Source organism: Mycobacterium sp. OTB74, assembly GCF_029892685.1.
Taxonomy (GTDB): Bacteria; Actinomycetota; Actinomycetes; order Mycobacteriales; family Mycobacteriaceae; genus Mycobacterium.
Genome location: NZ_JARXVD010000002.1, coordinates 175,785 through 199,297 on the forward strand (window position 1 = coordinate 175,785; position 23,513 = coordinate 199,297).

General features: G+C 64.7%; 22 protein-coding genes, 1 tRNA gene and 1 pseudogene. 10 read left to right on the top strand and 14 right to left on the bottom strand.

Features of this window, described 5'->3' with window-relative positions; genetic code table 11:
- Positions 1-80: 80 nt before the first annotated feature.
- A complete protein-coding gene (locus tag M2432_RS04015; RefSeq protein WP_280825467.1) occupies positions 81-911 on the top strand; it encodes a hypothetical protein in 831 nt (276 codons plus the stop codon).
- Between the two features lie 69 nt (positions 912-980).
- Positions 981-1,052 (top strand) — tRNA-Thr (locus M2432_RS04020).
- Positions 1,053-1,179: 127 nt separating this feature from the next.
- Here M2432_RS04020 and M2432_RS04025 read toward each other — a convergent pair.
- Positions 1,180-1,602 (bottom strand): hypothetical protein, encoded by a 423-nt coding sequence (locus M2432_RS04025; RefSeq protein WP_280825468.1) that lies wholly within the window; start codon positions 1,600-1,602, stop codon positions 1,180-1,182.
- Positions 1,603-1,838: 236 nt separating this feature from the next.
- Between M2432_RS04025 and M2432_RS04030 the strand changes: the two genes are divergently transcribed.
- Complete coding sequence (locus tag M2432_RS04030; protein ID WP_280825469.1) at positions 1,839-2,006, top strand: hypothetical protein; 168 nt, start codon at positions 1,839-1,841, stop codon at positions 2,004-2,006.
- 79 nt (positions 2,007-2,085) lie between these two features.
- Here M2432_RS04030 and M2432_RS04035 read toward each other — a convergent pair whose 3' ends face one another.
- From M2432_RS04035 to M2432_RS04045, 3 genes are all read right to left on the bottom strand, one after another.
- Positions 2,086-3,135 carry an MAP_0585 family protein gene (locus M2432_RS04035; protein ID WP_348536292.1) on the bottom strand — a complete coding sequence of 350 codons (1,050 nt, stop codon included), beginning with the start codon at positions 3,133-3,135 and terminating at the stop codon, positions 2,086-2,088.
- A 46-nt stretch (positions 3,136-3,181) separates the two neighbouring features.
- Entirely contained in the window at positions 3,182-3,613 is a 432-nt protein-coding gene (locus M2432_RS04040) for a lipoprotein LpqH (RefSeq protein WP_280825740.1), read from the bottom strand.
- Positions 3,614-4,284: 671 nt separating this feature from the next.
- Positions 4,285-4,575 (bottom strand): hypothetical protein, encoded by a 291-nt coding sequence (locus tag M2432_RS04045; protein WP_280825470.1) that lies wholly within the window; start codon positions 4,573-4,575, stop codon positions 4,285-4,287.
- Between the two features lie 344 nt (positions 4,576-4,919).
- Here M2432_RS04045 and M2432_RS04050 point away from each other — a divergent pair, with 344 nt between their 5' ends.
- Positions 4,920-5,522, top strand: a complete 603-nt coding sequence (locus M2432_RS04050; RefSeq protein WP_280825471.1) for a cadmium resistance transporter — start codon at positions 4,920-4,922, stop codon at positions 5,520-5,522.
- A gap of 11 nt (positions 5,523-5,533) precedes the next feature.
- On the opposite strand, the gene M2432_RS04055 is transcribed toward M2432_RS04050, so the two are convergent.
- Together M2432_RS04055 and M2432_RS04060 are read right to left on the bottom strand one after the other, a co-directional pair.
- The gene (locus tag M2432_RS04055) at positions 5,534-6,157 is read right to left on the bottom strand and encodes a TetR/AcrR family transcriptional regulator (protein WP_280825472.1); all 624 of its coding nucleotides are present in this window, start codon (positions 6,155-6,157) and stop codon (positions 5,534-5,536) included.
- A gap of 58 nt (positions 6,158-6,215) precedes the next feature.
- Complete coding sequence (locus M2432_RS04060; RefSeq protein ID WP_280825473.1) at positions 6,216-7,445, bottom strand: FAD-dependent monooxygenase; 1,230 nt, start codon at positions 7,443-7,445, stop codon at positions 6,216-6,218.
- Between the two features lie 191 nt (positions 7,446-7,636).
- Between M2432_RS04060 and M2432_RS04065 the strand changes: the two genes are divergently transcribed.
- Positions 7,637-8,071, top strand: a complete 435-nt coding sequence (locus tag M2432_RS04065; RefSeq protein WP_280825474.1) for an MmpS family transport accessory protein — start codon at positions 7,637-7,639, stop codon at positions 8,069-8,071.
- The gene (locus tag M2432_RS04070; RefSeq protein WP_280825475.1) at positions 8,068-10,941 is read left to right on the top strand and encodes an RND family transporter; all 2,874 of its coding nucleotides are present in this window, start codon (positions 8,068-8,070) and stop codon (positions 10,939-10,941) included. Before M2432_RS04065 ends, M2432_RS04070 begins: the two co-directional genes overlap by 4 nt.
- A gap of 250 nt (positions 10,942-11,191) precedes the next feature.
- Here the strand turns inward: M2432_RS04070 and M2432_RS04075 are convergent.
- The 6 genes and pseudogenes from M2432_RS04075 to clpB form a co-directional block, all read right to left on the bottom strand.
- A pseudogene (locus tag M2432_RS04075) lies at positions 11,192-12,283 on the bottom strand (glycoside hydrolase family 76 protein); the annotation flags it as partial.
- 15 nt (positions 12,284-12,298) lie between these two features.
- Positions 12,299-12,943: a TrmH family RNA methyltransferase gene (locus M2432_RS04080; protein ID WP_280825476.1), complete on the bottom strand. Its 645-nt coding sequence runs from the start codon at positions 12,941-12,943 to the stop codon at positions 12,299-12,301.
- The gene (locus M2432_RS04085; protein ID WP_280825477.1) at positions 12,936-13,835 is read right to left on the bottom strand and encodes a hypothetical protein; all 900 of its coding nucleotides are present in this window, start codon (positions 13,833-13,835) and stop codon (positions 12,936-12,938) included. Before M2432_RS04085 ends, M2432_RS04080 begins: the two co-directional genes overlap by 8 nt.
- The gene (locus M2432_RS04090) at positions 13,832-14,608 is read right to left on the bottom strand and encodes an SDR family oxidoreductase (RefSeq protein ID WP_280825478.1); all 777 of its coding nucleotides are present in this window, start codon (positions 14,606-14,608) and stop codon (positions 13,832-13,834) included. The genes M2432_RS04085 and M2432_RS04090 overlap by 4 nt, the downstream gene beginning before the upstream one ends.
- Positions 14,609-14,666: 58 nt before the next feature.
- Positions 14,667-15,482: a trehalose monomycolate transport factor TtfA gene (ttfA, locus tag M2432_RS04095; protein WP_280825479.1), complete on the bottom strand. Its 816-nt coding sequence runs from the start codon at positions 15,480-15,482 to the stop codon at positions 14,667-14,669.
- A gap of 152 nt (positions 15,483-15,634) precedes the next feature.
- Positions 15,635-18,181: an ATP-dependent chaperone ClpB gene (gene clpB, locus M2432_RS04100; protein WP_280825480.1), complete on the bottom strand. Its 2,547-nt coding sequence runs from the start codon at positions 18,179-18,181 to the stop codon at positions 15,635-15,637.
- A 213-nt stretch (positions 18,182-18,394) separates the two neighbouring features.
- Between clpB and M2432_RS04105 the strand changes: the two genes are divergently transcribed.
- The 4 genes from M2432_RS04105 to M2432_RS04120 all read left to right on the top strand — a co-directional run bounded on the left by M2432_RS04105 (position 18,395) and on the right by M2432_RS04120 (position 21,868).
- Complete coding sequence (locus M2432_RS04105) at positions 18,395-19,060, top strand: GAP family protein (RefSeq protein ID WP_280825481.1); 666 nt, start codon at positions 18,395-18,397, stop codon at positions 19,058-19,060.
- A gap of 67 nt (positions 19,061-19,127) precedes the next feature.
- Complete coding sequence (locus tag M2432_RS04110) at positions 19,128-19,751, top strand: hypothetical protein (protein ID WP_280825482.1); 624 nt, start codon at positions 19,128-19,130, stop codon at positions 19,749-19,751.
- 34 nt (positions 19,752-19,785) lie between these two features.
- Positions 19,786-20,952 (top strand): FAD-binding oxidoreductase, encoded by a 1,167-nt coding sequence (locus M2432_RS04115; RefSeq protein ID WP_280825483.1) that lies wholly within the window; start codon positions 19,786-19,788, stop codon positions 20,950-20,952.
- 16 nt (positions 20,953-20,968) lie between these two features.
- Positions 20,969-21,868 carry an aldose 1-epimerase gene (locus M2432_RS04120; RefSeq protein WP_280825484.1) on the top strand — a complete coding sequence of 300 codons (900 nt, stop codon included), beginning with the start codon at positions 20,969-20,971 and terminating at the stop codon, positions 21,866-21,868.
- 82 nt (positions 21,869-21,950) lie between these two features.
- On the opposite strand, the gene M2432_RS04125 is transcribed toward M2432_RS04120, so the two are convergent.
- Both M2432_RS04125 and dnaJ read right to left on the bottom strand, forming a co-directional pair.
- Positions 21,951-22,304 (bottom strand): helix-turn-helix domain-containing protein, encoded by a 354-nt coding sequence (locus M2432_RS04125; RefSeq protein ID WP_280825485.1) that lies wholly within the window; start codon positions 22,302-22,304, stop codon positions 21,951-21,953.
- The gene (gene dnaJ, locus M2432_RS04130) at positions 22,301-23,488 is read right to left on the bottom strand and encodes a molecular chaperone DnaJ (protein WP_280825486.1); all 1,188 of its coding nucleotides are present in this window, start codon (positions 23,486-23,488) and stop codon (positions 22,301-22,303) included. Before dnaJ ends, M2432_RS04125 begins: the two co-directional genes overlap by 4 nt.
- Positions 23,489-23,513: the final 25 nt, after the last annotated feature.

Sequence of the window (23,513 nt, forward strand, 5' to 3'; positions counted from 1 at the left end):
ATTTTCCAGCGCCCGGCAGTTGATCAACGCACCATCTGAGACCGGCCATATAGGGCTGTCCACCGCCATAGACTGCTTCCATGAATCTCGGCAAAACCCTCAGCGACCTCGCTGCCGCGCCGGTCCGGATCGGAATGGCGGTCGCTGATATCGGGCTGAGCATTGCCGGTGACACCCTCAGCGCCATGGAGAAGGGCCTGGGCGGGGCCAGCTCGATGGGCGGTGGCAACTCCATGGCCCGCGCGCTCGGGATCGACGACGCCGTGGACCGGCTGAACCGACTGGTCCACCTGATCGACGACGACGCTCCCCTCGGCCGCGCCATCGCACCCGACGGCCCACTCAACCGGCTGCTGCAGCCCGGCGGGGTCGTCGACCAGCTGATGGCGGAAGGTGGCTTGCTGGACCGCCTGACCACCGAGAACGGACCGGTCACCCGGGCCCTGAAACCCGGCGGAATCATCGACAAGCTGAGCGCCGAGGGCGGTCTGCTGGACCGATTGACTTCCGAGACCGGACCCATCACCCAGGCCCTCAAACCGGGCGGGCTGGTCGATCAGGTGATTGCCGAAGACGGTCTGATCGACCGGATGACCGATGAGGACGGCGCGCTGTCGCGGGTTGTCGCACCGGGCGGACTCGTCGATCAGCTGCTCGCCGAGAACGGGCTGCTGGATGTCCTGGCCTCCGAGACCAGCCCGTTGCTCAAGCTCGCCGATGTCGCCGACACGCTCGCTTCGCTGGCGCCAACCGTCGATGCGTTGCACGACGCAGTGTTGGTGCTCAGCGATACGGTCAACCCGCTGAGCAACATCGCCGGCCGCATCCCACTGGGACGGCAACGGGCGCGGAGGACATCGCGCGTCGTCAGCTCCCAGCGGGTGATCGACGAGAACGGCCAGCCGAGCTGAGCCGGGGCCGGGAGGTCGGCACCGGCAGGTTAGGCTTTATGCGGTTTCACACCGCTTGAAACCCGCAGCGCCTCCCTAGCTCAGTGGTAGAGCACCGCTCTTGTAAAGCGAAGGTCGTCGGTTCAATCCCGACGGGGGGCTCGCTATGCGGCCTCGGATCCAGAGCTGGATTCGAGGCCGCTGCCGTCTTCGCCCGGCTTAACGACCGCGACGATTCAATCGGCGGGGCTTGCCACGCCGACTCACGCATAACTGATCAGTTCAGCGACTACTTGCCCGCGCCGGTGTGCGAAGTCGTTCCATTGGCCGTACGGGTGGCCTGTGAGTTGTTGGGTGTCAGCGCAGTCGACAGGCCCGTCATCGGGTTCGGCAACGCGACCTGTATCGGCGTGCCTACGTTGCCGCCGGTGCTGTTGGTATTGGTGGACACCCTGGTGCATGAGATGTCGTATTGCGAAACACCGTTGTTGTTGGCCTGCGCTGCGCTGTAAGCCGCGCCGCCCTTACCGCCACCGACGCTGTTGATGCCGGGTTCGTTGTGGACCGAACCAGGTGACGTGGCGGAATTGCCTGGACTGGCAGCACTGGCCTGACAGCTAGCGCCGTGGGAGTTGGGGTCGGCGAATGCGGGCGCCGCGCCCGTCAGTGCGATGGCAACCATGCAGCTTGCCGAAATCAGTTTGTGCCTCATTTTCGTTTCCTCCGTTTCCGGGCGCGCGGCACTGCGCGCCCACGACAAGTACACGATGCGGACGGGCCACCCGGTTCAATGCCACGTCGGATTCTTTGTACGGAGCTAAAGCAGCCGAATATTGTTGTGCAAAACTAACTTTCAGCGGCCCGACAGGTTTCCATGTGCGAGCCGCTTACCGATGCACTGGCGGGTCAGTACTGCCAAATACGGCCAGAGTCGCGTAAACATGGCACATGGGCAAAACCGCGATGCTCGTGGCTTATGCGTTGACGATGATCGCGCTCATCGTCAGTCTCGACGTCCTGCTGTTCCGTCACCAGTTCTGGCCGCGACTGCTGCTCAACGTCGGGATCGTGCTGGTTTTCGGAGCGTTCTATCTGCGATTCATGAACCGAACTTAAGCCGACAGTTCCGGCCGAGACGACACTCAACGCGATCCGGCGGCGACGCCCGAAAGCGCCGCCGCCGGATTGCACCACGTCAGAAGAGGGGCACCCACAGCCCGAAGAACCAGTAACCCCAACCCCCGTACTCCCAGTTGAAGACTGGAACGACGGTGAAGGTGTTGTACTGGAACGGGCCGAAGTCCTGGCGTCCATGGTCGATATCGCGGTCAGGCGGGCCCTCCCACCTGCGGTTCCAGCCCCCGGGAGGCGGCGGGCCGTCCCAGCCACCGGACGGCGGCGGACCTTCCCAGTGCGGCGGCGGTCCACCTGGCGCCGGGCCGTCACCCCAGCCGTACATGTGCTCGCGCGGTGGCGGCGGTGCACCCTTGCCGACGATCTCGAATCCACCCGAGAGGTCGGTCGGGCCACCAATCTGCGCATTGCCCCGTTCGACGATCTCGACTCTCGGTGGCATGTACGGCGGGTGCGGCGGCTGGCTGTCCCTCGCCCGCTCCTCGGTTAGGCGTCGGTCGTTGACGGCCGGGTTCGCCGGCGCCGTGGTCTTCGGACCGTTCGACTCGTGACCCTGATGGCTGTCCCCGCCAGGCTCAGTGCTCGGCGCAGGATTGTTCGGTGCGGATTCCGATGGAGCTCCGGGATGCGAACCCTGCGTCTCACCCGGATGCTCACCGCGCGTTGGCGAACCGCCCGGCTCTCCCGAAGGACCACCCTGCGGGCCTTCCGACGGCTGAGACTTGGGTGCCTCGCTGTGCTCGGGTGCCTGTGAGGCGGGCGGCTGCGATGCAGGGGCCTGGGTCTCCGGTGCCTGAGACTTCGGCGCCTGGGTCTCGGGAGCTTGTGTCTGCGGAGCTTGTGTCTGCGGAGCTTGCGTCTCAGGAGCTTGCGACTTAGGCGCTGGCGCTTCAGATTTGGGCGCCTCGGAATTCCCGCCGCCACCGCCGGAGCCACCTTGGCTACCGGAGCCACCCTGGCCACCGGATCCGCCGGGTCCCCCGGGACAGGTCTGGCCCGGCGGGCAGGGCGGCGGCGCGAGTGGGAAGGCGTTGGCCACCCCGCCGTTGAGCGTCAATGCCGAGATACCCACGTTGGCGATTACCGCCGCAGCGACACGTTTCATGGACATAGGTGTTGATTCCCTTCCGGGCGGCCGCCGACGGCAGCAGTGTTTGTCAGGGGCACGTCACGTCCACTTCGAATGGCTTGGTCACCGGCTGCGGCGCCTGCGGGTTGCTCATATCGGTGCCGCTGGCGGTGCCCTTGATCGTGTACGACTTGCTGCTCACCGCAGCACCGGCGTTGCTCGCCTGGTCGGGCGCGGCGTCTGAAAAGCCCAGTGCGACACCATTGACGGTGCCCAGGCCCACCGCGTGAACGATCGGCGGGTCATCCGTACTCACCACCGCGCCCAAGCCGTTGGCCGCGTCACCGATACCGATGGTGACGGTGTTGTCAACAGTCTTGCAGGTGACAGCGCCGGTGACGTTCTGTTGTTGACCGTCGACAGTTACCTGCGGGCCAGGCGGGGCCGGGGCCGCACTCGGCGAACTCGTAGTCGTGCTGGATTTATTGCTCGAACAGCCGGCGACTCCCGCCAGCACCATGGCTGCGGCCGCGACACCGACCACAACGCCACTCTTGACCACCGTTCTCCTCCTTAGCTGCGGGAACCGGAATCCAACGGGTACCCGAAACTTGGGATCACAAACCGTCGGACGCCCTGACAGTACAGGCCCACTAGTGGCCCCGGGTTCCGCTTTCCGACTTCGACAGGAGTCCGGATTGAAAGGGCTGGTCTGATGGCGGCCTTCGGTTCCAACGCCACAAACGGGCTCGCGAAGTGCTCACCCCGCGCCTCGAAATCTCCGATCGAACAACCGGCGCCGTTGGCCGAGAGGTGGCGATTTACGATTTTCCCGTCACGCCGTTACGGGCACTGAACGGTTGAACTGGCAACGTGGACAACACAATCCGAAGCAGCACCAGCTCCGAAGCAGGATTTGGGTCGCCACCGAGTTCGGCTGATCCTGCTGCGCCACAACCGAGATTCGACCTGACCCCCGGAAACCATGACACACCTCAGTCCTCACACGGCACGCCAGATCAGCCACTGACGTTCGAGGTACTCCTCAGCGCATATTCGCCAGAGCCCGGCGGCTACTGCGTATGGGCGCGGAGTCACAGACCGACGGTCCGGACAGGCCGCTTCACACAAACCACCGCTCCGGCCCGCGGGATGCGAGCCGGGCGGCAGTTTCGTGCTATTTAGGGACGCCTAGGCGCAGGCGGTGACGTAACCGAACGGACCGGTGACGCAAGGCGGGGTGATGTAGACGCTCGGGCCCCAACCGCCGCCCCAACCGCCGCCGTGCCAGCCGCCCCCGTGCCAGCCGCCGTGCCCGTGGCCATCCCAGTCGTCCCCGCCGCCCCAACCGTGATCCATCGAAATCATTCCCGGATCGATCGCCGGAGCGGCACTCGCAACACCTGAACCAAGACCGAAGACAGCGGCCCCCAGACCAACTGCCATTGCGGCTGTCGATGCAATCTTCTTCAACGTGGCCATGACCAACCTCCACAAGAACACAAAAATACAAATAACAACGCTAACGTTGCCCACTATACGACGCTGTCAGCCGGCTGGATATTCCCTGTCCGGCAAGTCAATTTGACTCGCGGCGCCAGCAACTTTCACTCTCGCGAGGCGTGGGTACCAAAGTCGACGTGAGCACTGACGGTGGCCGCGACGGTGCCCGAATCAGTAGTGACAGCGAACACTGTGAGGTGGCGCGCAACACGCCGCCTGATCAACTCGCTCGTCCGCCTCGACGCCGCGTCCCAGCCGCCTGACAGGAGACGCGCCGCCGTCAAGTCAAAGCCCGAATAGTGCAACCGCCTATGGTGCTCGCCATGGCACCGACGCTCCAGGCGGCAGCAACGGCGGTGGGGCTGTTCGCCGGCACCAATGTCGACGACATCGTGGTGTTGAGCGTGCTGAACGTATCCCGCGCCGCCGAGAACCGTCCACGGCACCGGGACATCTGGATCGGCCAGTACCTGGGCATCACGGTGCTGGTGCTGATCGCTCTGGCCGCATCGCGGGGCCTGAGTCTGATCCGACCCGGCTTGGTGGGGTTGTTGGGCATCATCCCACTGACGCTGGGCCTATACCGGCTGGCCATGGCGATCAGAGATCGGGACCGCGACGATCGGACGTCGACCCCGGTTGCGGCCGGCCTAGCTGGGGTGGTTGGCATCACCGTGGCCAACGGCGGCGACAACGTCGCCGCCTACACACCAGTTTTCGCCACCCAGTCGGCAGCTGAAATCGCACTAACAGTAATGGTTTTCGCATTGTGCGTGGCGGTGTGGTGCCTGGCAGGAGCGCTCCTGGTCACCCATGGGCGCGTGGTCGCGGCCATTCAGGCAGGCGGTCACTGGTTGGTGCCGCCGGTCTACATCACCATCGGACTGTGGGTGCTGTCCAAGACCGGCCAACTCGGATTGGTCTGATTACCAACGGTTCAGCGCTTGGCTTTCAGGTAAGCCATTGACATGTCGGTGATTTCGGTGGACCACTGCTCCCACGTCAAGCCGTCAGGCCACATCTGCAGCGATGCCGCCCGGTGCGCGCCATAGGAAATCGCATTGCGGAACACCACGAGCAGTGCGGTCTGCGGCTCAGGATGACGAATCTGCTTGGCGTACGGTGCCGCCGCTGCCACGAACCTCGCCTGCAGGAGACCGACCGTGCGCAGGCCCTGCACGGGGGCATCGGCGTTGTAGCCGCCGGCGATAATTGCGGGAATCACCCGACCGCTGTCCGACAGGGTCGCCCCCAAAGCACCGACGAACGCATCGACGACACTCTTGAGGGACGACCCGGCGCCGTCGAGTGCGGTCAGCACGGCGGCTTCCACGCGCGCCAGCAACTCCTGGCGGACTGCATCGAGTAGCTGTTCCTTGCCTTCAAAGCGCCGGTACACACCACCTACCGAAACGCCCGCGTGCTCGGCAACCCGCGCGATGGTGAACTCGTCAATCCCTTCATTGACCAGCACATACTCGGCCGACGCCAGCAACCGCTCCAGCGCCGCCCGACTGCGGGCCTGCTGCGGCGGACGCACCCCGGATTGCGCTGGCTTCACAACTGAAGAGCCTACTGCCCGAATATTCGAATCTCGGGTTAGCGATGACCCGGCCACCTCAGGCTGCCGCGATGTCGTGATCTTTGACGCGAGATGCCTTGCTGCCGTGCGCGATTCGTTCGAACAGTGGACGGGCCAGTTTCATCCCACGCAGCCGGGCCATGCCCTTGCGCAGGGTCAATTCGACCCAGTTGTCCGGACTGAAGAAGAACCGCTGCTTCACCCCGAAACGCTGATAAGCGTGCATGTACGGGCGCAGTTGCCGCTCCCATTCGATGAGCGCGCGGTTCAGGTCGCCCGGGTAGCGATCGATCATGGTGCCCAACAAATCCGGGCCGGCCAGCGCCGACGAAACACCCAGGCCCGAGTACAGCGTCTCGCACCAGGCAGCGTCGCCGACCAGCACCACGCGACGGTCGTGCCAGCTGTCCATGTGTACCTGCTCGACCGAGTCGAACAGATACTGGTCGGCCACCTCGAAGGCCTCGATCACCTCGGTGAGCAGCCGGCCCAGTGGCTTGCCGCCGAACACTTTTCGCAGCCGGACGGCGGGAGGTTCGGTGAACTCGGCGTCGACATCGTCAGTGCGGTAGGTCAGCAGCGCCGTAGGCGTGTGGTCCTTGAACGGGTAGACGATCATCGAGCGGCCCGCCTCCATCAGCCACGCGCCATCGCCGATGGCCAGATCGCTGAGCTTGTCCGGCAATTCGAAGGTAGCGATCATGTGATTCAGCCGGCGCAGGTAACGCTCGTGCGGCCCGAACTCCAGGCAACGGACGGTCGAACGCAGCCCGTCGGCTCCGATGACCAGGTCGAAGTCCTCGGTGACAACGGACCCGTCTGCGGTGTTGGACAACGTCACAGAGACACCGCCGCCGAACTGGTCGATCTTGGTCGGCACGGTCGAATATCTGATCTCCACATCGACCGGTAGGGCCTGGAACGCCGCATCCTCGACGTCACCACGCAATGCCGCCCAGGCCTCGCCTGGTAGATCGGCGAAACTCAGCCCGACACGCCGGTTCCCCCGGCGGTCATAGTCAAAGACGCTCCCGGTCGGCGTGCGGTCGTGCAGGTACTCGGCGACCCCAAGGCGGCGTGCTGCGGCACGCCCGGAGCCGAAGATGCCGACGAAGTAGCCACCCGTCCGGCGACCCGGTGAGCGTTCCACAACCACTGGCGTCCAACCGATTTGGCGCAGCCGGATAGCGCTGGCCATGCCGCTGATACCCAGCCCGACAATCAACGCACGACGGCCGGTGGGCGTGGCTGCCGATGCTTCGGCCATCCTCATATCCCCTCATGCGAATGCGAATATCGATTCCGATACTAAACGAGCTGACGAGATTGTTCAACACGTCCCCGAAGGCTTGCCATTCGCAGGGCGCAGCAGAAAGATAGGAATCCATATTCCGGTAAGCCGGTCCGAGCATCTGCCCCGGAGCGCCCCGGGATACTCCGACGAGAGGCAGGATCCCCATGTTGCGCAGAGTGCTGCGGTACTGGCTGCCGCTGCTCGTTCTGGTGTCAGTGGCGCTGGGCGGCTTCGTCGTCTACCGGCTCTACGGGGTGTTCGGATCGGACACCGAGATCACCCGTGAGGGATCAGGCATTCTCAATGATCCGCCACCGTTCAACCCCAAGCAGGTCACCTACGAGGTGTTCGGCCCGGCCGGTTCGGCCGCAACCATCAATTACCTTGACCTGGCGGCAAATCCGCAACACGCCGTCGATGTACCGCTGCCTTGGACCTTGACCTTGACCACCACCTCGCCATCGGCCAGCCCCAATCTGCTGGCCCAGGGCACCGCCCACAACATCAGCTGCCGGATCACCGTGGACGGAAAGGTCAAGGCCGAGAACAACTCCGAAGGCGTGGACGCGTTCACCTTCTGCATGGTGAAGTCGGCATGAGCGCCCAGCGGGTTGCGGACGCAGATCGCATCAGCGTCGCCGCAGACCAGAAGCCGCTGATCCCACGGGTAATCCACACCCTCGCCCTACCGATATTTCTGGGCTGGATCGCACTGGCGGTGGTGCTGTCCGTGGCGGTGCCCTCGCTCGAGGTCGTCGGCCAGGAACAGTCCGTATCGCTCAGTCCGTCATCGGCACCGTCGATGCAGGCCATGACGCACATCGGAAGGGTGTTCCAGGAGTCTAATTCGGATGCATCGGCCATGGTGGTACTCGAAGCCGACCACCGGCTCGGCGACGCCGAACACCGCTACTACGCCGACGTGATCGCGAAGTTCCGCGCCGACCCCGCCCACATCACCCACGTCGAGGACTTCTGGGGCGACCCGCTCACCGCGGCCAGCGCCCAGAGCGAAGACGGCAAAGCTACCTACGTCCAACTGAATCTCGCCGGCAATCAAGGTGAGCCGCTGGCCAACGACTCGATCGCGGCGGTCCGGCATCTCATCGACAGCACGCCGAAACCACCCGGTCTGCACGTCTACGTCACCGGTACCACTGCACTGATCGCCGATCAGCACGACGCTGGCGACAAGAGCCTCAAGATCGTCACCGCGCTGACCATGGTGGTGATCCTGGTCAGCCTGTTCATCGTGTACCGCAGCGTGGCAACGGTTTTTGTGGTGCTGTTCTTGGTCGGCCTCGAGGTCGCCGCGGGACGAGGCGTGGTTGCCGCGCTGGGCCATTACCAGCTGATCGGGTTGTCCACGTTCTCGGTGAACCTGCTGACCATGCTGGCCATTGCGGCGGGCACCGACTACGCTATCTTCGTCCTGGGGCGCTACCACGAAGCCCGTCACCACGGTGAGGACAAGGAAACCGCGTTCTACACCATGTATCGCGGGACTGCGCATGTCATTCTGGGCTCCGGCCTGACCATCGCCGGCGCGACCTTCTGTCTGCGCTTCACTCGGTTGCCCTACTTCCAGACGCTCGGAATCCCTTTGGCCATCGGCATTCTGGTAGCAGTACTGGCCGCGTTGACCATGGCACCGGCCGTTCTGGTACTACTCACCCGGTTCGGGATCCTGGAGTCCAAGCGCGCCCACCGCACCCGTGGCTGGCGCCGAGTCGGTACTGCAGTGGTTCGCTGGCCTGGACCCATCCTGGCTGCCTCGTGTGCCCTGGCCCTGGTCGGGCTGCTGGCCCTGCCCGGCTACAAGACGAGCTACAACGATCGAAAGTTCTTGCCGGACAACGTTTCGGCGATGCAGGGCTTCGCCGCTGCGGACCGGCACTTCTCCCAAGCCCGGATGAATCCCGAACTGTTGATGCTGGAGTCAACCCACGACCTGCGCAACTCGACCGACATGCTGATCATCGAACGGATAGCGCGCAACGTCTTTCACACGCCGGGCATCGCCCGGGTGCAGACCATCAGCCGACCGCTGGGCACGCCACTGGACCACAGCACCATCCCGTATCAAATGGGCATGCAGGCCGTCGGTCTGCAGATGACCCGCGACTACATGCAGCGCCAGATGGACACCATGACCGTGATGGCCAAACAGATGGACACCATGATCACCACCATGGACGCCATGATGGTGATCATGGACGAGATGTCCGGCGTCACCTCCGCCATGACTTCAGACATGAAAGCCATGGTGGCGCAGATGAACTCACTGTTCTACAACATTGCTGACTTCGACGATTTCATGCGCCCGATGCGCAACTACCTGTACTGGGAACCACACTGCTACGACATCCCGGTCTGCTGGTCCTTGCGTTCGGTCTTCGATGCGATGGACGGCGTCGACACGATGAGCGACTTGATCGCCCAGATCGTGCCGCAGATGGACAAGCTCAACGCCATCATGCCGAAGATGAAGAAGCTGATGCTGCCGATGGTCGCGATGATGCGGACCATGAAGAACATGATGCTGTCGATGCACAGCACCATGGCCGGCATGCAGGACCAGCAGGCTGCCGCGCAGTCCTCGGGCAACCAGATGGGCGCGGCGTTCGACGGTTCCAAGAACGACGACTCGTTCTACCTGCCGCCGGAGGTCTTCGACAATGCCGACTTCAAGCGGGGCATGAACATGTTCTTCTCCCCCGACGGAAAAGCGGTGCGGTTCATCATCTCTCACCAGGGTGACCCGGCCTCCGATGAGGGCATCTCGCACGTCAACGCCATCCGCAACGCGGCCTTCGAGGCGATCAAGGGCACCCCGCTGGAGAACTCGAAGATCTACATCGCCGGTACCGCAGCGATCGCCAAAGACATGAAGGAAGGCTCCACCTACGACCTGCTGATCGCCGGCGTATCGGCGCTGATTCTGATCTTCGTCATCATGCTGATCATCACCAGGGCCATCATCGCCTCGGCGATCATCGTCGGCACGGTGTTGCTGTCGCTCGGCACCTCGTTCGGATTGTCGGTGCTGATCTGGCAGTACATCCTTGGCATGCAACTACATTGGATGATACTGGCCATGTCTGTGATCATCCTTCTGGCGGTCGGGTCGGACTACAACCTGCTGCTGGTATCGCGCTTCAAAGAAGAGATCCACGCGGGAATCAAGACCGGCATCATCCGGTCCATGGCCGGCACCGGGGCCGTCGTCACCTCGGCGGGTCTGGTGTTCGCATTCACCATGCTGTCCTTCGGACTGAGCGCGCTGGTGATCCTGGGACAGGTGGGCAGCACCATCGGCATGGGCCTGCTGTTCGACACCCTGATCGTGCGGTCGTTCATGACACCGTCCATCGCGGCGTTGCTGGGCCGCTGGTTCTGGTGGCCGCAGCGCGTACGCAACCGGCCGCTACCTGCACCAGTCAAATCACATGAGCTGACGCGGGTTTGACCGGTTACGAGCTGTTCGACTCGTCGGTCTCGTCCTTGTCGGCTTCGGTCTCGATGGACTCTGGTTCGGCCGCTTCAGCGTCGGCGGACTCTGGTTCAGCAGCTTCTGGTTCAGCCGCCTGGTCGGCGGCGGGCTCAGCTTCCTCAGCGGGTTCGGCCTCGGGTTCGGCTTCAGCATCTGGCTCAGCGTCGGTTTCAGTGACGGTCGGTGCGGCGTCCGTGGGTTCGGCCTCAGCTTCAGCCTCGGCAGTCAACGTATACGCGGCCTCCATCAGCATCCACCCGGCCACCTGCACCGACAGATCTCGCTCCGGGAGCTGAGACGAATTCACCGCACCGTCAACGGTTTTCGCACTATCGGCACCAGCGGCCTTGGGCAGGTCGGCGTTGCGATCCCAGAACGGCCCGAACAGCGGCAGGCCGTCGACGGTCTGCCGGTAGTCCCACGCCGACTGCGCTGAGGTGATCACCAGGTCACGGGCTGTTTGCCGAGTATGTTCGGCCTCGTCCGAGTCGCCGGGCAGGGTGGTCGCCACGAAGGCCAGGTAGCGGGCGGTGATTGCGGCGAACAGTCCGCCGTCACCGCCACCGGCCCCCACGATCACACCCTCGGGGGCCATGTTGTCGCGTACCGCAGCCACCAACCGGTCAACCCGCTCGGCATGACGCGGTTCGCCGGTGCGCACTGCCAGTTCAGTCTCCAAACCCAGCACCACACCCTGGCAGTAGGTGTACTGAGCCCGCACCAGCGATCCGGCCTTGAGACCGTCGAACACCAGATGAGTCTCCGGGTCGATCAGCGTGTCATCTATCCAGTCGGCCATCTGCTGGGCCCGGCGCAACCGGTCATATCGGGCCAGAAAAATACCGGCCGGCCCGTTGGCCGGGGCGTTGAAGAACTGGTCCTGCTTGCGCCATGGGATGCCGCCACCGTCCTCGGGCACCCATGCGGTCAGCAACTGCTCGGACAATTTCGTCAGTGCTTTGGGCCGCTGCACCCCGGCCAATCGACCGGCCCGCTCCAGCGCCAACGCCAGCCACGCCATGTCGTCGTAGTAGTTGTTGGTCCAGGAACCGTTGTTGCGCAGCTGATGTCCACGGATCTGCCGTTGGATATCGGTAACGCGCTGCTCCTGGGGGTCCCGCACCTGCGCGTCGACCATGCAGTCCAACAGATGCGCCTGCCACCAGTAGTGCCAGTTCTTGAACATGCGCTCCGACCGGGTGGCCGGCCAGGCGACCACGCCCAGTTGTGTGCCCGGAACCTGACACAGTCTTCGGATGTGCCGATTCTTCACGGCCGTTTCAGCGCTGGCCGCACGGTTAGCCCATAGCTGATCCATGCTGACCATCCTGCCCTACCAGGCCCGCTCCAAGTCGGAATGTTGCGTGATCCAGCTATGCATGGCGATTCCCGCAGCAACTGCCGCGTTGATACTGCGGGTCGAGCCGAACTGCGCGATGGACACCGTCATCAGCGCGCCAGTTTTTGCGTCAGGGGTGATTCCGGGACCCTCTTGACCGAAGATGAACAGGCAATTCCGCGGCAACGTCGTCCGTTCCAGCCGGACCGAACCGGGCACATTGTCCACTGCAACCGGGGTCAGCTCGGCGTCCGCAGCAAAAGCCAACAGGTCGGCGGTGCTATCGTGGTGCATCAACCGTTGGTAACGGTCGGTCACCATGGCGCCCCGTCGATTCCACCGTCGGCGCCCGACGATATGCACGGTGTGCACCGCAAAAGCATTGGCGGTACGGACAACCGCACCGATGTTGGCGTCATTGCCGAAGTTCTCGATCGCCACGTGCAGGGAGTGCCTACGCGTATCGATATCGGCGATGATCGCCTCGCGGGTCCAATACCGGTATGCGTCAACCACATTGCGGGTATCCCCGTCGCGCAGCAACTCAGGGTCGTAGCGTGCGTTGGTCGGAGCCGGCCCCTGCCACGGACCGACGCCGGGCGTCTCGCCCCACTCCGTCGGTCCGGGCAGATCAGTCACGCGAAATCCACACCGCCGCATGTGTTCCCACCACAGAGATGGTGGCGTACAGCAGCGCCTGGTTGATGTCGCCCTGGGTGCACAACGACGCGCGGGTGGAAATGGCGCTCAACGACGAATCCGGCAGCACCAGCAGCGAGGCACCGTACACATCGCATGCGTGGGACAGCCCCGGCGGCGGCAACGTCGGGCCCGCCAGGATCATCAGCGGACCCCCTCGCTTGGCCGAGGCGTCACGGTATTTGCTTGCCACACCGGTGATTTCAAGGCCCAGCAACATGTAGCCCTGGCCGGAGAACGCGGTCGGGTCACCGAGCGCCATCTGATTCAGTTGTGCCCCGTCGGCCCGGAAGCCATCCACGCTGGTGGTTTTGAGCATCAGACCGGTGTCGGTCTCGTTGGTCGGCACCACACCGACCGGGAAAGCCGCCGGATAGGCGACGGTGCTGTCTTTGATCCGGTCATCTGGTGAATACAGGTACACCCCGCGCACCTGGGAGTGATCCCGCATGGGCCCCAGACACACTGTGCCCGTTACCTTGTCAGGATTCTGCGCGGTGGCCGGATTGATCTTCAGGTTGGGTACTCCGGTACAGCCGCCGATGACGTTCGACTCGATCGGGTGCGCCAGCGCGCCATACAGGCCGAATCGCAAAGACGTCGCTTTGACGTGCTCGCCACCGCTTTTGGCCGCGGCCATATCCACATCGACCAGCACGTAGTCGGCGTCGAACCGCAGGTTGGTGACCGCGACGTTCCAGCCGGACAGCTCCTGGGACTCCCCCAGCTTGGCGCTGACCGCACTGTATGAGTTCGGCGCGGCAGCGCCACCAGAGCAGGCGACCAAGACGCTGGTCAGCAAGGTTGCGAGCAGGCCGGCCAACCTCCTCACGTGCGCCCCCGGCCGCGGCCGACCACCTTGGTCGCGGCGCGCACCAGGCCGCGCGGAACCAACCGACTGGCGGTGGTCAGCACCTTGTACTGCAGGCCCGGCACGATGACGACCTCACCGCTGGCAACGGCAGCCATGGTGTCACGAACGACGTCGGGCACCTCAAGCCAGAACCAGGACGGCGTTCCGGCCATGTCGATACCGGCGCGTTCGTGGAACTCGGTGTGGACGAAGCCCGGGCACAGGGCGTGCACCCCGACACCGGTGCCTTCAAGCCCGTTGGCCAGCCCCTCGGAAAAGGCGATGACCCACGCCTTGGACGCGGAATAGGTCGAGCCACGGCCCGGCAGCAGGCCGGCCACACTGGCCACGTTGATGACGGTGCCCTTGCCAGCATCCAGCATCGACGGTAGGGCGGCGTGGGTCAGCTGCATCACGGCCGTGACGTTGACGTCCAACTGCGACTGCAGCAGCGAGTAGTGCGCGCTCCAGAATTCACCCGATGTGCCGAACCCGGCGTTGTTGACCAAGACCTGCACGCCGTCGGCCAGCCGCTTGGCGACCCGTTCCCGATCGGCGGCAACCGAGAGATCGGCCGGCAGCACATCGACGGCGACACCCGCCTCGGCGCGAAGTTCGCCGGCCAGTTGCTCCAGCCGCTCGGCGTCGCGGGCCACCAGCACCAGGTCATGACCGTCGGCGGCGTACCTGTGGGCGAAGCCGGCGCCGAGTCCGGAAGTCGGCCCGGTGATCAGAGCGACGGGTCGTGACATGCGGCCAAGGTTACTTGTCGGGCGCGGACAGCTCGTCGCGCCCTAGAGACGGCCAGCGCTAACGCTGGTAGTTCGGCGCCGGGCTGCCGTTACGTGCCTGGGCGAACTGGGTGTAGCGGCCGACGTCGTTGCGCCCCGGGGCCTGGTGGCTGCGGCCTGCAGGCAGCTCGGCCTGGCGCATGGGGCCGGCGTTGATCGGACGACTCGGCGAACCGCCGCGCCGGGCGACGGCCTGGCCGGTGACGCTGTTCTCGCCCCGCTGGGGAATGGGCGGCAGCACCCGCAGCAGATCGTTGAACTGCCGCACGGTACGCAGACCCTCGTCCCACTGCGCCCGGGTGCTGGTGATCGGCATGGATACCAGCGTCCAGTTGTGTTCGTTCCACATCACCTCTGCGCAATCGGGCGCGGTGTGGGCGAACGTGACCATGCGACGGTCACAGGCGCGGCGAGCGGCATCAAGGTTGGTGGAGTAGACCATGCGCGGGCCGATGGCACCGAGCAGCCAGATGTCGTTCTCGCGGGGTTCTGGGATGTCCTTCAGCCGCATGTCGACGGCGACGTTGGTGCCGACCTTGCGGTGCAGCGCGATCACCGTCGCGACCTCGTCGAGGTCGAAGATGAAGACCGCCTCGCCGCGAATCTGGCCGAGCACGACGTTGCGCGCGTGCACGTTCTCACCGACGTTCGACATGATGCCGCGACGCCAGCGCTTGGCCAGGTCGGCAGTCTCGTGTTCGTAGTCGAATCCGTGCGACTTCGCCCACGACTTACGACGCCGGCCCAGGCCGCGTTTGCGGTCAAGGTCGACGTACAGAAGCACCGCCGCACCCACGAAGCAGAGCGCGGAAAGCGTGAACCAAAGCGGGACCATCGGGCCAAGCCTACTTGCTTTGGAGCGAAATGCCCGAACTCGTTCAGGTCACAAGCTGATTAATTGGGTGGCCGGCTCCTGGGTGACCAAACACTCATGTCCCCGACACGCCGTGCGTGCGGGGACATAAGTGTTTGGTCGGCGGAAAACCGTCAGCCCAAGACCAGGCTTTCGCCGTCGGCCGACACGTTGACCGGCACGACGTCGCCGTCGTAAACCTCGCCGGCCAACAGCATCTTGGCCAACTGGTCGCCGATTGCCTGCTGCACCAGCCGGCGCAGCGGCCGGGCTCCGTACATCGGATCGAAGCCGCGCTCGCCCAGCCACTTCTTGGCCTCCAGCGACACCTCGAGGGTGAGCCGGCGCTGGTCCAGCCGCTTCTGCAGCTGAGCCAATTGGATGTCGACGATCTGCACCAGCTCGCTGGGGTCCAACGCGTCGAAAATCAGCACGTCGTCCAAGCGGTTGATGAACTCGGGCTTGAACTTGGCCCGGACCGCAGCCATCACCACTTCCTCATCGCCGCCCGCTCCGAGGTTGGACGTCAGGATGAGGATGGTGTTGCGGAAGTCGACCGTGCGGCCCTGACCATCGGTCAGCCGGCCTTCGTCGAGCACTTGCAGCAGCACGTCGAACACGTCCGGGTGAGCCTTCTCGACCTCGTCGAACAGCACCACCGTGTACGGGCGACGGCGCACCGCCTCAGTCAGCTGACCGCCCGCGTCGTAACCGACGTAGCCGGGAGGAGCACCGACCAGACGGGCCACCGAGTGCTTCTCGCCGTACTCGCTCATATCGATGCGGATCATGGCGCGCTCGTCGTCGAACAGGAAGTCCGCCAACGCTTTTGCCAGCTCAGTCTTGCCGACGCCGGTCGGGCCGAGGAACAGGAACGAGCCCGTCGGACGGTTCGGGTCGGCGACGCCCGCACGGGCGCGACGCACCGCGTCACTGACGGCCTGCACCGCCTTCTTTTGGCCGATGACCCTCTTGCCAAGCTCGTCCTCCATGCGCAGCAGCTTGGCGGTCTCGCCTTCCATCATCCGGCCGGCCGGGATGCCCGTCCACGCCGACACCACATCAGCGATGTCGTCGGGGCTGACCTCCTCTTTGAGCATGACGTTCTCGCGCGCTTCGGCTACTGGCAGCGCGGCGTCGAGTTGCTTCTCGACGGCCGGGATCCGGCCGTATCGCAGCTCGGCGGCCTTGGCCAGGTCACCGTCGCGTTCGGCCCGATCGGCCTCACCGCGCAACTGCTCCAGCTGCTCCTTGAGCTCGCGGACAGTGTCGATGGCGTTCTTCTCGTTCTGCCACCGGGTGGTCAGCTCAGCCAGCTTCTCCTTGTTGTCGGCCAACTCCGAGCGCAGCTTCTCCAGCCGATCTTTCGACGCCGCGTCCTCTTCCTTGGACAGCGCCATCTCTTCGATCTCGAGGCGACGGACCAGCCGCTCGACCTCATCGACCTCGACCGGGCGGGAGTCGATCTCCATGCGTAGCCGGGACGCGGCCTCGTCGACCAGGTCGATGGCCTTGTCCGGCAGGAAGCGGCTGGTGATGTAGCGGTCACTCAGCGTGGCCGCCGCGACCAGCGCGGAGTCCGTGATGCGGACACCGTGGTGCACCTCGTAGCGGTCTTTGAGTCCGCGCAGGATGCCGATGGTGTCGTCGACCGATGGTTCGCCGACCAGCACCTGCTGGAACCGGCGCTCCAGTGCGGCGTCCTTCTCGATGTACTTGCGGTACTCATCGAGCGTGGTGGCGCCCACCAGTCGCAGCTCGCCACGGGCCAGCATGGGCTTGATCATGTTGCCGGCGTCCATCGCGGATTCGCCGGTGGCCCCGGCGCCGACGATGGTGTGCAGCTCGTCGATGAAGGTGATGACCTGTCCGGCCGAGTTCTTGATGTCGTCGAGAACGGCCTTGAGGCGTTCCTCGAACTCACCGCGATACTTGGCACCGGCCACCATGGACCCGAGGTCCAAGCTGACAACGGTCTTGTCACGCAACGACTCTGGGACATCGCCGGCGACGATCCGCTGGGCCAGGCCCTCGACGATGGCGGTCTTGCCGACGCCGGGCTCACCGATCAGCACTGGGTTGTTCTTGGTGCGGCGGCTCAGCACCTGCACGACGCGGCGAATCTCGTTGTCGCGCCCAATGACTGGGTCGAGCTTGCCTTCGCGAGCCCGCGCGGTCAGGTCGGTCGAGTACTTCTCCAAAGCCTGGTAGGTGCCCTCGGGATCCGGGCTGGTGACCCGGGCGCTGCCGCGAACCTTCACAAAGGCCTCCCGCAGGGTCTGCGGGGAAGCGCCGTGGTTGGTCAGGATCTTGGCGGCATCGGAGTCGCCACTGGCCAGGCCGTACAACAGGTGCTCGGTGGAGACATACTCGTCGTCCATCTCGGTGGCCAGGTGTTGCGCGGCAGTCAACGCAGCGACCGACTCACGGGACAGTTGCGGTGTCGAGTTAGCACCGGTGGCGCTGGGCAGTTGGTCAACCAGCCGCTGAGCTTCAGCCCGGATGACGGCCGGGTCGACGCCGACCGCTTCCAGCAGTGGCGCGGCGATGCCGTCGTTCTGGGTCAGCAATGCCATCAACAGATGGGCCGGACGAATTTCCGGGTTTCCGGCGGCAGTAGCCGCCTGCAACGCCGAGGTCAGCGCCGCCTGAGTCTTCGTGGTCGGGTTGAACGAGTCCACGACACCTCCCTTTCTTGGGTGGGCAGCTCCCGGACGGGTCGCTGCATGAAAATGCTTGTCGCCTTTACTAACGCCGTCAAGGTTGAGTCTGTTCCGCTCAAGTCTAGAAATTTTTACCGGCCGACGCACGCACCGCCACGCCCGAAGGCTTAGATAAACAGCACAGCGCGTGACGGGTCAGGCGCCCGGCAGCGCTAGACGAAGGGCGCAGTGATGCCAGATTGGGCGTCGGTCCTCACCGAACTCATCCCCCTCGCGCTGGTGATCTCGCTATCGCCGTTGTCGATCATTCCCGCGGTAATCATTCTGCAGGCACCCCGGCCCCGGACCACCGCACTGGCCTATCTGATCAGCTGGCTGCTGGCCAGCGCCATTCTGACGGCCGTATTCCTCCAACTGGCCAGCCTGATACCGCATTTCGGCCAGCCCTCGACCCTCGCGTCCTGGATACGCATCGTGATCGGCGCACTGCTGATCGCCTTCGGCGGCTACCGCTGGATCACCCGAAAGCCCACCGCCCACGAACCGGAGTGGATGCGCCGGTTGAGCACTGCCACACCCAAACGGGCCTTCGCCACCGCCCAGGTGCTGGCAGTGGTGAATCCCAAGGTGATGCTCGTGTGCATCGCCGCGGGCCTGACCATCGACACTGACCAGTTGGCCCCGAAGGAAGCCGCGATGGCCATTCTGTTCTTCGCCATCGTGGCGGGTAGCTCGGTGGCCATCCCGGTGCTGACTTATGTCGCAGTCGGCAAGCACCTGGATCCGGCGGTCCAACGACTCGGAGTCTGGTTGCACCGTCAGCACAAGGCGCTGGTGGCCGCGATCGTGATCGCGATCGGACTACTGATGGTGTACAAGGGTATTCATCACCTGTAGCCGAATACGGCAGCGGAAAATCCGCGCAGCACCCACCGAGCCAGGTCAGGCGGACTACGGTCTACCCATGCCCGAATCCGGCTTCGGCGATTTCGAGTTCGAACGGAAATTCTTCGTCCGCGAACTGCCTGCTGTCACAGCCTCAGACCCGAGTCCCGCCCTGATCGTGCAGGCTTACCTGTTCGCAGCAGACGGATACGCGGTGCGCGTCCGCGTCCAGGGGCCCGCCCCCGCTGAACTGGATCGCCCGCCGGGCGAGCTCGTCGAGGCCCTCGGCGACGAATCGATCGGCACCATGACGGCCAAAGGCCCGGCCATCGGAAGCACCCGCTACGAAGCCGAACGCGAACTCGATCCGGTGGTCGCCGGGCAGATCGTGCAGCGAGCCGAACACGTGATCACCAAAGTCCGGTATTCGGTGTGGCTGGGCGAGGACGGCTGGATCATCGACAGATTTCTCGGCGGCAACGCCCCGCTGATGCTCGCCGAGGTGGAACGCGGTGGACCAGTGGTCGACCTATCGATACCGGCGTTCTGCGTCACCGAAGTGTCCGAGGACGACAGGTTCCGCAACGAATACCTGGCGCATCAACCGTACGGAACATGGGCTGACGCGCACCGACGCGAACTCGACGTGCAGGGCCCCACCTTCGTCGGCACCTTGGGACAAAACCGCTTCGAAGACTTCTGACCTGCGCACCGCGCCTCCCCTACACTCCGATGGCGTGGGACTCGATGACCGCGAAGCGCTGATGATCCTGCGCGCCGCGATCGACCCTCAGCACGGCGGCGACGAGGTGATCCGGCGCTTCTATGCAGAATGGTTCGCCGATGACCTGTCCGCACGCGACCTGTTCCCACCCGATCTCGAAGGCCAGCGCACCGCCTTCGGTCAAGCTCTGTGCTGGGTGGTGAACGAACTCATCGAGCAACGGGCCGAGCAACTCGTGACCTTCCTCGCCCAACTGGGCCGGGATCACCGCAAATACGGTGTGACGCCACAGCATTACGCCGGCATCCAAGCCGCGCTGGTGACAACGCTGCGCAGCAAGCTAGGCGATCAGTGGGACGACCGGGTGGCCGAGGCCACCATTCACACTGTGGACCTGATCGCCGGCATCATGCGCGGCTCGGCTGAAGCCGAACTGGGCCAGCCGTACCACGACGGCACCGTGCTCGAGCATTTGCGCGTCACCCGCGACGTATCGGTGGTGCGACTACAGCTCGACATACCACTGCCCTACCACCCCGGCCAATACGTCACGGTTCAGATTCCGCAATGGCCACGACGCTGGCGCCACCTGAGCCCGTCCATGCCCGCGGACCCAAGTGGCGCAATCGAATTCCACATCCGCTCGGTCAGTGGCGGAATGATCAGCACGACGATCGTCAACGAAACCCGGCCCGGCGACCGCTGGCGATTGTCGAATGCGCACGGCGGACTGCACCTCGACCGAGACGACGGTGACGTGCTCATGGTCGCGGGCAGCACGGGGCTGGCGCCACTGCGGACCCTGATCATGGACTTATGCCGGCAGGCGGTTAACCCGCGCGTGCACCTGTTCTTCGGCGGCCGCTACCCGTGCGATCTCTATGACCTGCGCACGCTGTGGGAGATCGCGGCCAGCAACCCCTGGCTTTCGGTGACGCCGGTATCCGAGTACTCGACCGATCCAGCGTGGGCGCGAGACTATCCCGATGTGCAACCACCGCGGGGCCTGCATGTCCGACAAATCGGAAAGCTCGCCGACGTGGTGACCCGCTACGGCAACTGGGGCGACCGACAGATTCTGCTGTGTGGCGGCCCCAAGATGGTCGAGGCGACCAAGGCCGCCTTGATCGACAAAGGTGCTCCGCCAGAACGCATTCAACACGACCCGCTGACACCCTGACGGAGAGGGAACGACGATGCCCAAGCTTGACGCGGTGGTACTGACCGATCCGTCGTCGACCTTGACCACCACTTTCATCCCCGCCGCGGGCATGATCGGCACCTCTCTGGCCGACGGAGATGCAGAGTTCCTGGGTCAGCGTCGCGGGCTGGACGCCTACCTGACCAACGCCAAGACCCTTGGCATACCGCTGCTGTATCCGTGGGCAAACCGCCTGAGCGCCAACAGCTACGACGTCAACGGAACGGTGGTGGCGGTGCACCCCGGCACCGGCGGCGTCCACGTGGACGAACATGGCTCACCAATCCACGGCACTCTGGCCGCCGACCCCGGCTGGCTGGTCACCGACCAGACCACCAATACCCTGACCGCCGAACTGGATTTCGCCGGCCGGCCGGACCTGATGGCGACATTCCCCTTCCCACACAAGCTGATTCAGTCCGTCACACTGGCCGACCGTACGCTGAGCATCGAAACAACCATCGAGCCGGCCACCTCCACGCCGGTGCCGTTGTGTTTCGGCTACCACCCGTATCTGACCATTCCCGGTGTGCCACGCCAGGACTGGATCATCGATACCCCGGCGATGCGGCACCTGCCGGTCGATGACCACGGTTTGCCCACCGGCGCGCATGCCCCGTGGCCCGGCGGCCGCTCTCAACTGGGAACTTCTTCCTACGACGACGGCTTCGACCAGGTGCCCGACGGCGCCGTGTTCGCGGTGACGGGCGGTGACCGTCGCCTCGAGGTCCGGTTTGAGGCCGGCTACCCGGCGGCTCAGATCTACGCGCCGCCCGCGGAGACTGTGGTCTGTTTTGAGCCGATGGCCGCGCCGACCGATGCACTGCGCCGCGGCGGCTACCGCGTCGCCTCAGGTCAACCGGCGGTGAGCCGGTTCAGCATCACAGTCGCTTAGCGTCGCTCGCAGGAAAAGAAATGTCCCCGACACGCCGAGCGTGCGGGGACATATCGGTTCTCGTCGAGAAAGCGAGCTACTGCTAACCGGTCCGTGGCTGCCAAAGCACCAGCGCGGTGCTGGGTTTGCGCACCCGATCCAGTTCAGCGCTCATCTCGGCCAACCGAGCCTGCAGCGCCTCGACCTGGTTGGTCAACTCGATGATCCGTTTGATGCCTGCGAGGTTGACGCCCTCGTCCTGGGACAGCCGCTGAACCTCGCGCAGCAGGTCGACATCGTGCTCCGAGTACCTCCGGCCACCGCCTGCCGTGCGCTGCGGAATGACCAGCCCAAGCCGGTCATAGGTCCGCAGCGTCTGGGCATGCATGCCGGACAACTCGGCAGCCACCGAGATCAGGAAGGTCCGGGCGTCATCGGCTTTACGTCGATTACTCACAAGGACCCTGCCCAACCGGCCCGCGGATCAAATCCACTGGCCCGCTCGGCCTTTGCGTACGCCTCCAACGCCTCAGCAGCCTCACCTTCCAGGTTCGGCGGCACCGCGACCTTCACCGTCACCAGCAGGTCACCATGCCCGTCGCTGCCACGCTTGGGCACACCGCGGCCACGTACCCGCAGGATGCGGCCGTCAGAGGTGCCTCGCGGCACCCGCACCCCGACCTTGCCTTCCAGAGTCGGCACTGAAAGCGTTGTGCCCAAAGCCAATTCGTGGAAGCTCACCGGAACGGTGACGGTCAGGTCGTCTCCGTCGCGGCCGAACACCTTGTCGGGTCGGACGTGGACGGTGACGTACAGGTCGCCCGAGGGGGCCCCGCGCAGCCCGGCTTCGCCCTGTCCGGCCAGCCGAATCCGCTGACCGTCAACAACTCCCGGTGGGATCCGGACGTTGATGGTGCGGGTCCGGGTGGTGACGCCGGTGCCCTTGCACTCATCACACGGCTGCTCGATGATCGAGCCGCTGCCGCGGCATTCGGTGCACGGCTCGGAGAATCCGAAGGCACCCTGGTTGCGGTTGACGACGCCGGCCCCATTGCAGTTGGGGCAGACCTTCGGGCTGGTACCCGGCCGGGCCCCACTGCCATGACAGTTGGTACACGGCGCCGGACTGGTGAGCCGCAGCGGCATCGCCACGCCCTTGGTGGCTTCCAGGAAGCTGAGTTCGGTCTCGGTCTCCAGGTCGTTGCCACGACGCGGACGACTGGGCCGAGGCTGCTGTGCACCCCGACCGAACAGCCCACCGAACAGGTCACCGATGTTGGCGCCGCCGGTCTGGCCGGCCTGGTCGAACAGGTCGCCCAGGTTGAATTCGGCAGTGTCCCCGCTGAATCCACCGAAACCACCGCCACCTCCGCCGCTACCGAACCTGCGACCAAACCCACCGTTGGCGAAAAGCCTTCGGGTTTCGTCGTATTCGGCACGCTTGGTGTCGTCGGTCAGAACTTCTTTGGCCTCGGTCGCGGCCTTGTAACGCTCCTCGGCTGCAGGATTGTTCGGATTGCGGTCCGGGTGATTGTCAGCGAGCACTTTGCGCGCGGCACGCTTGATCTCATCCTTGGTGGCGTCAGAGGTGACGCCGAGTTCCTTGTAGAAGTCCTTCTCGACCCATTCACGTTGAGCCATGTCGCGTCACCTCCTCAGCGTCGCT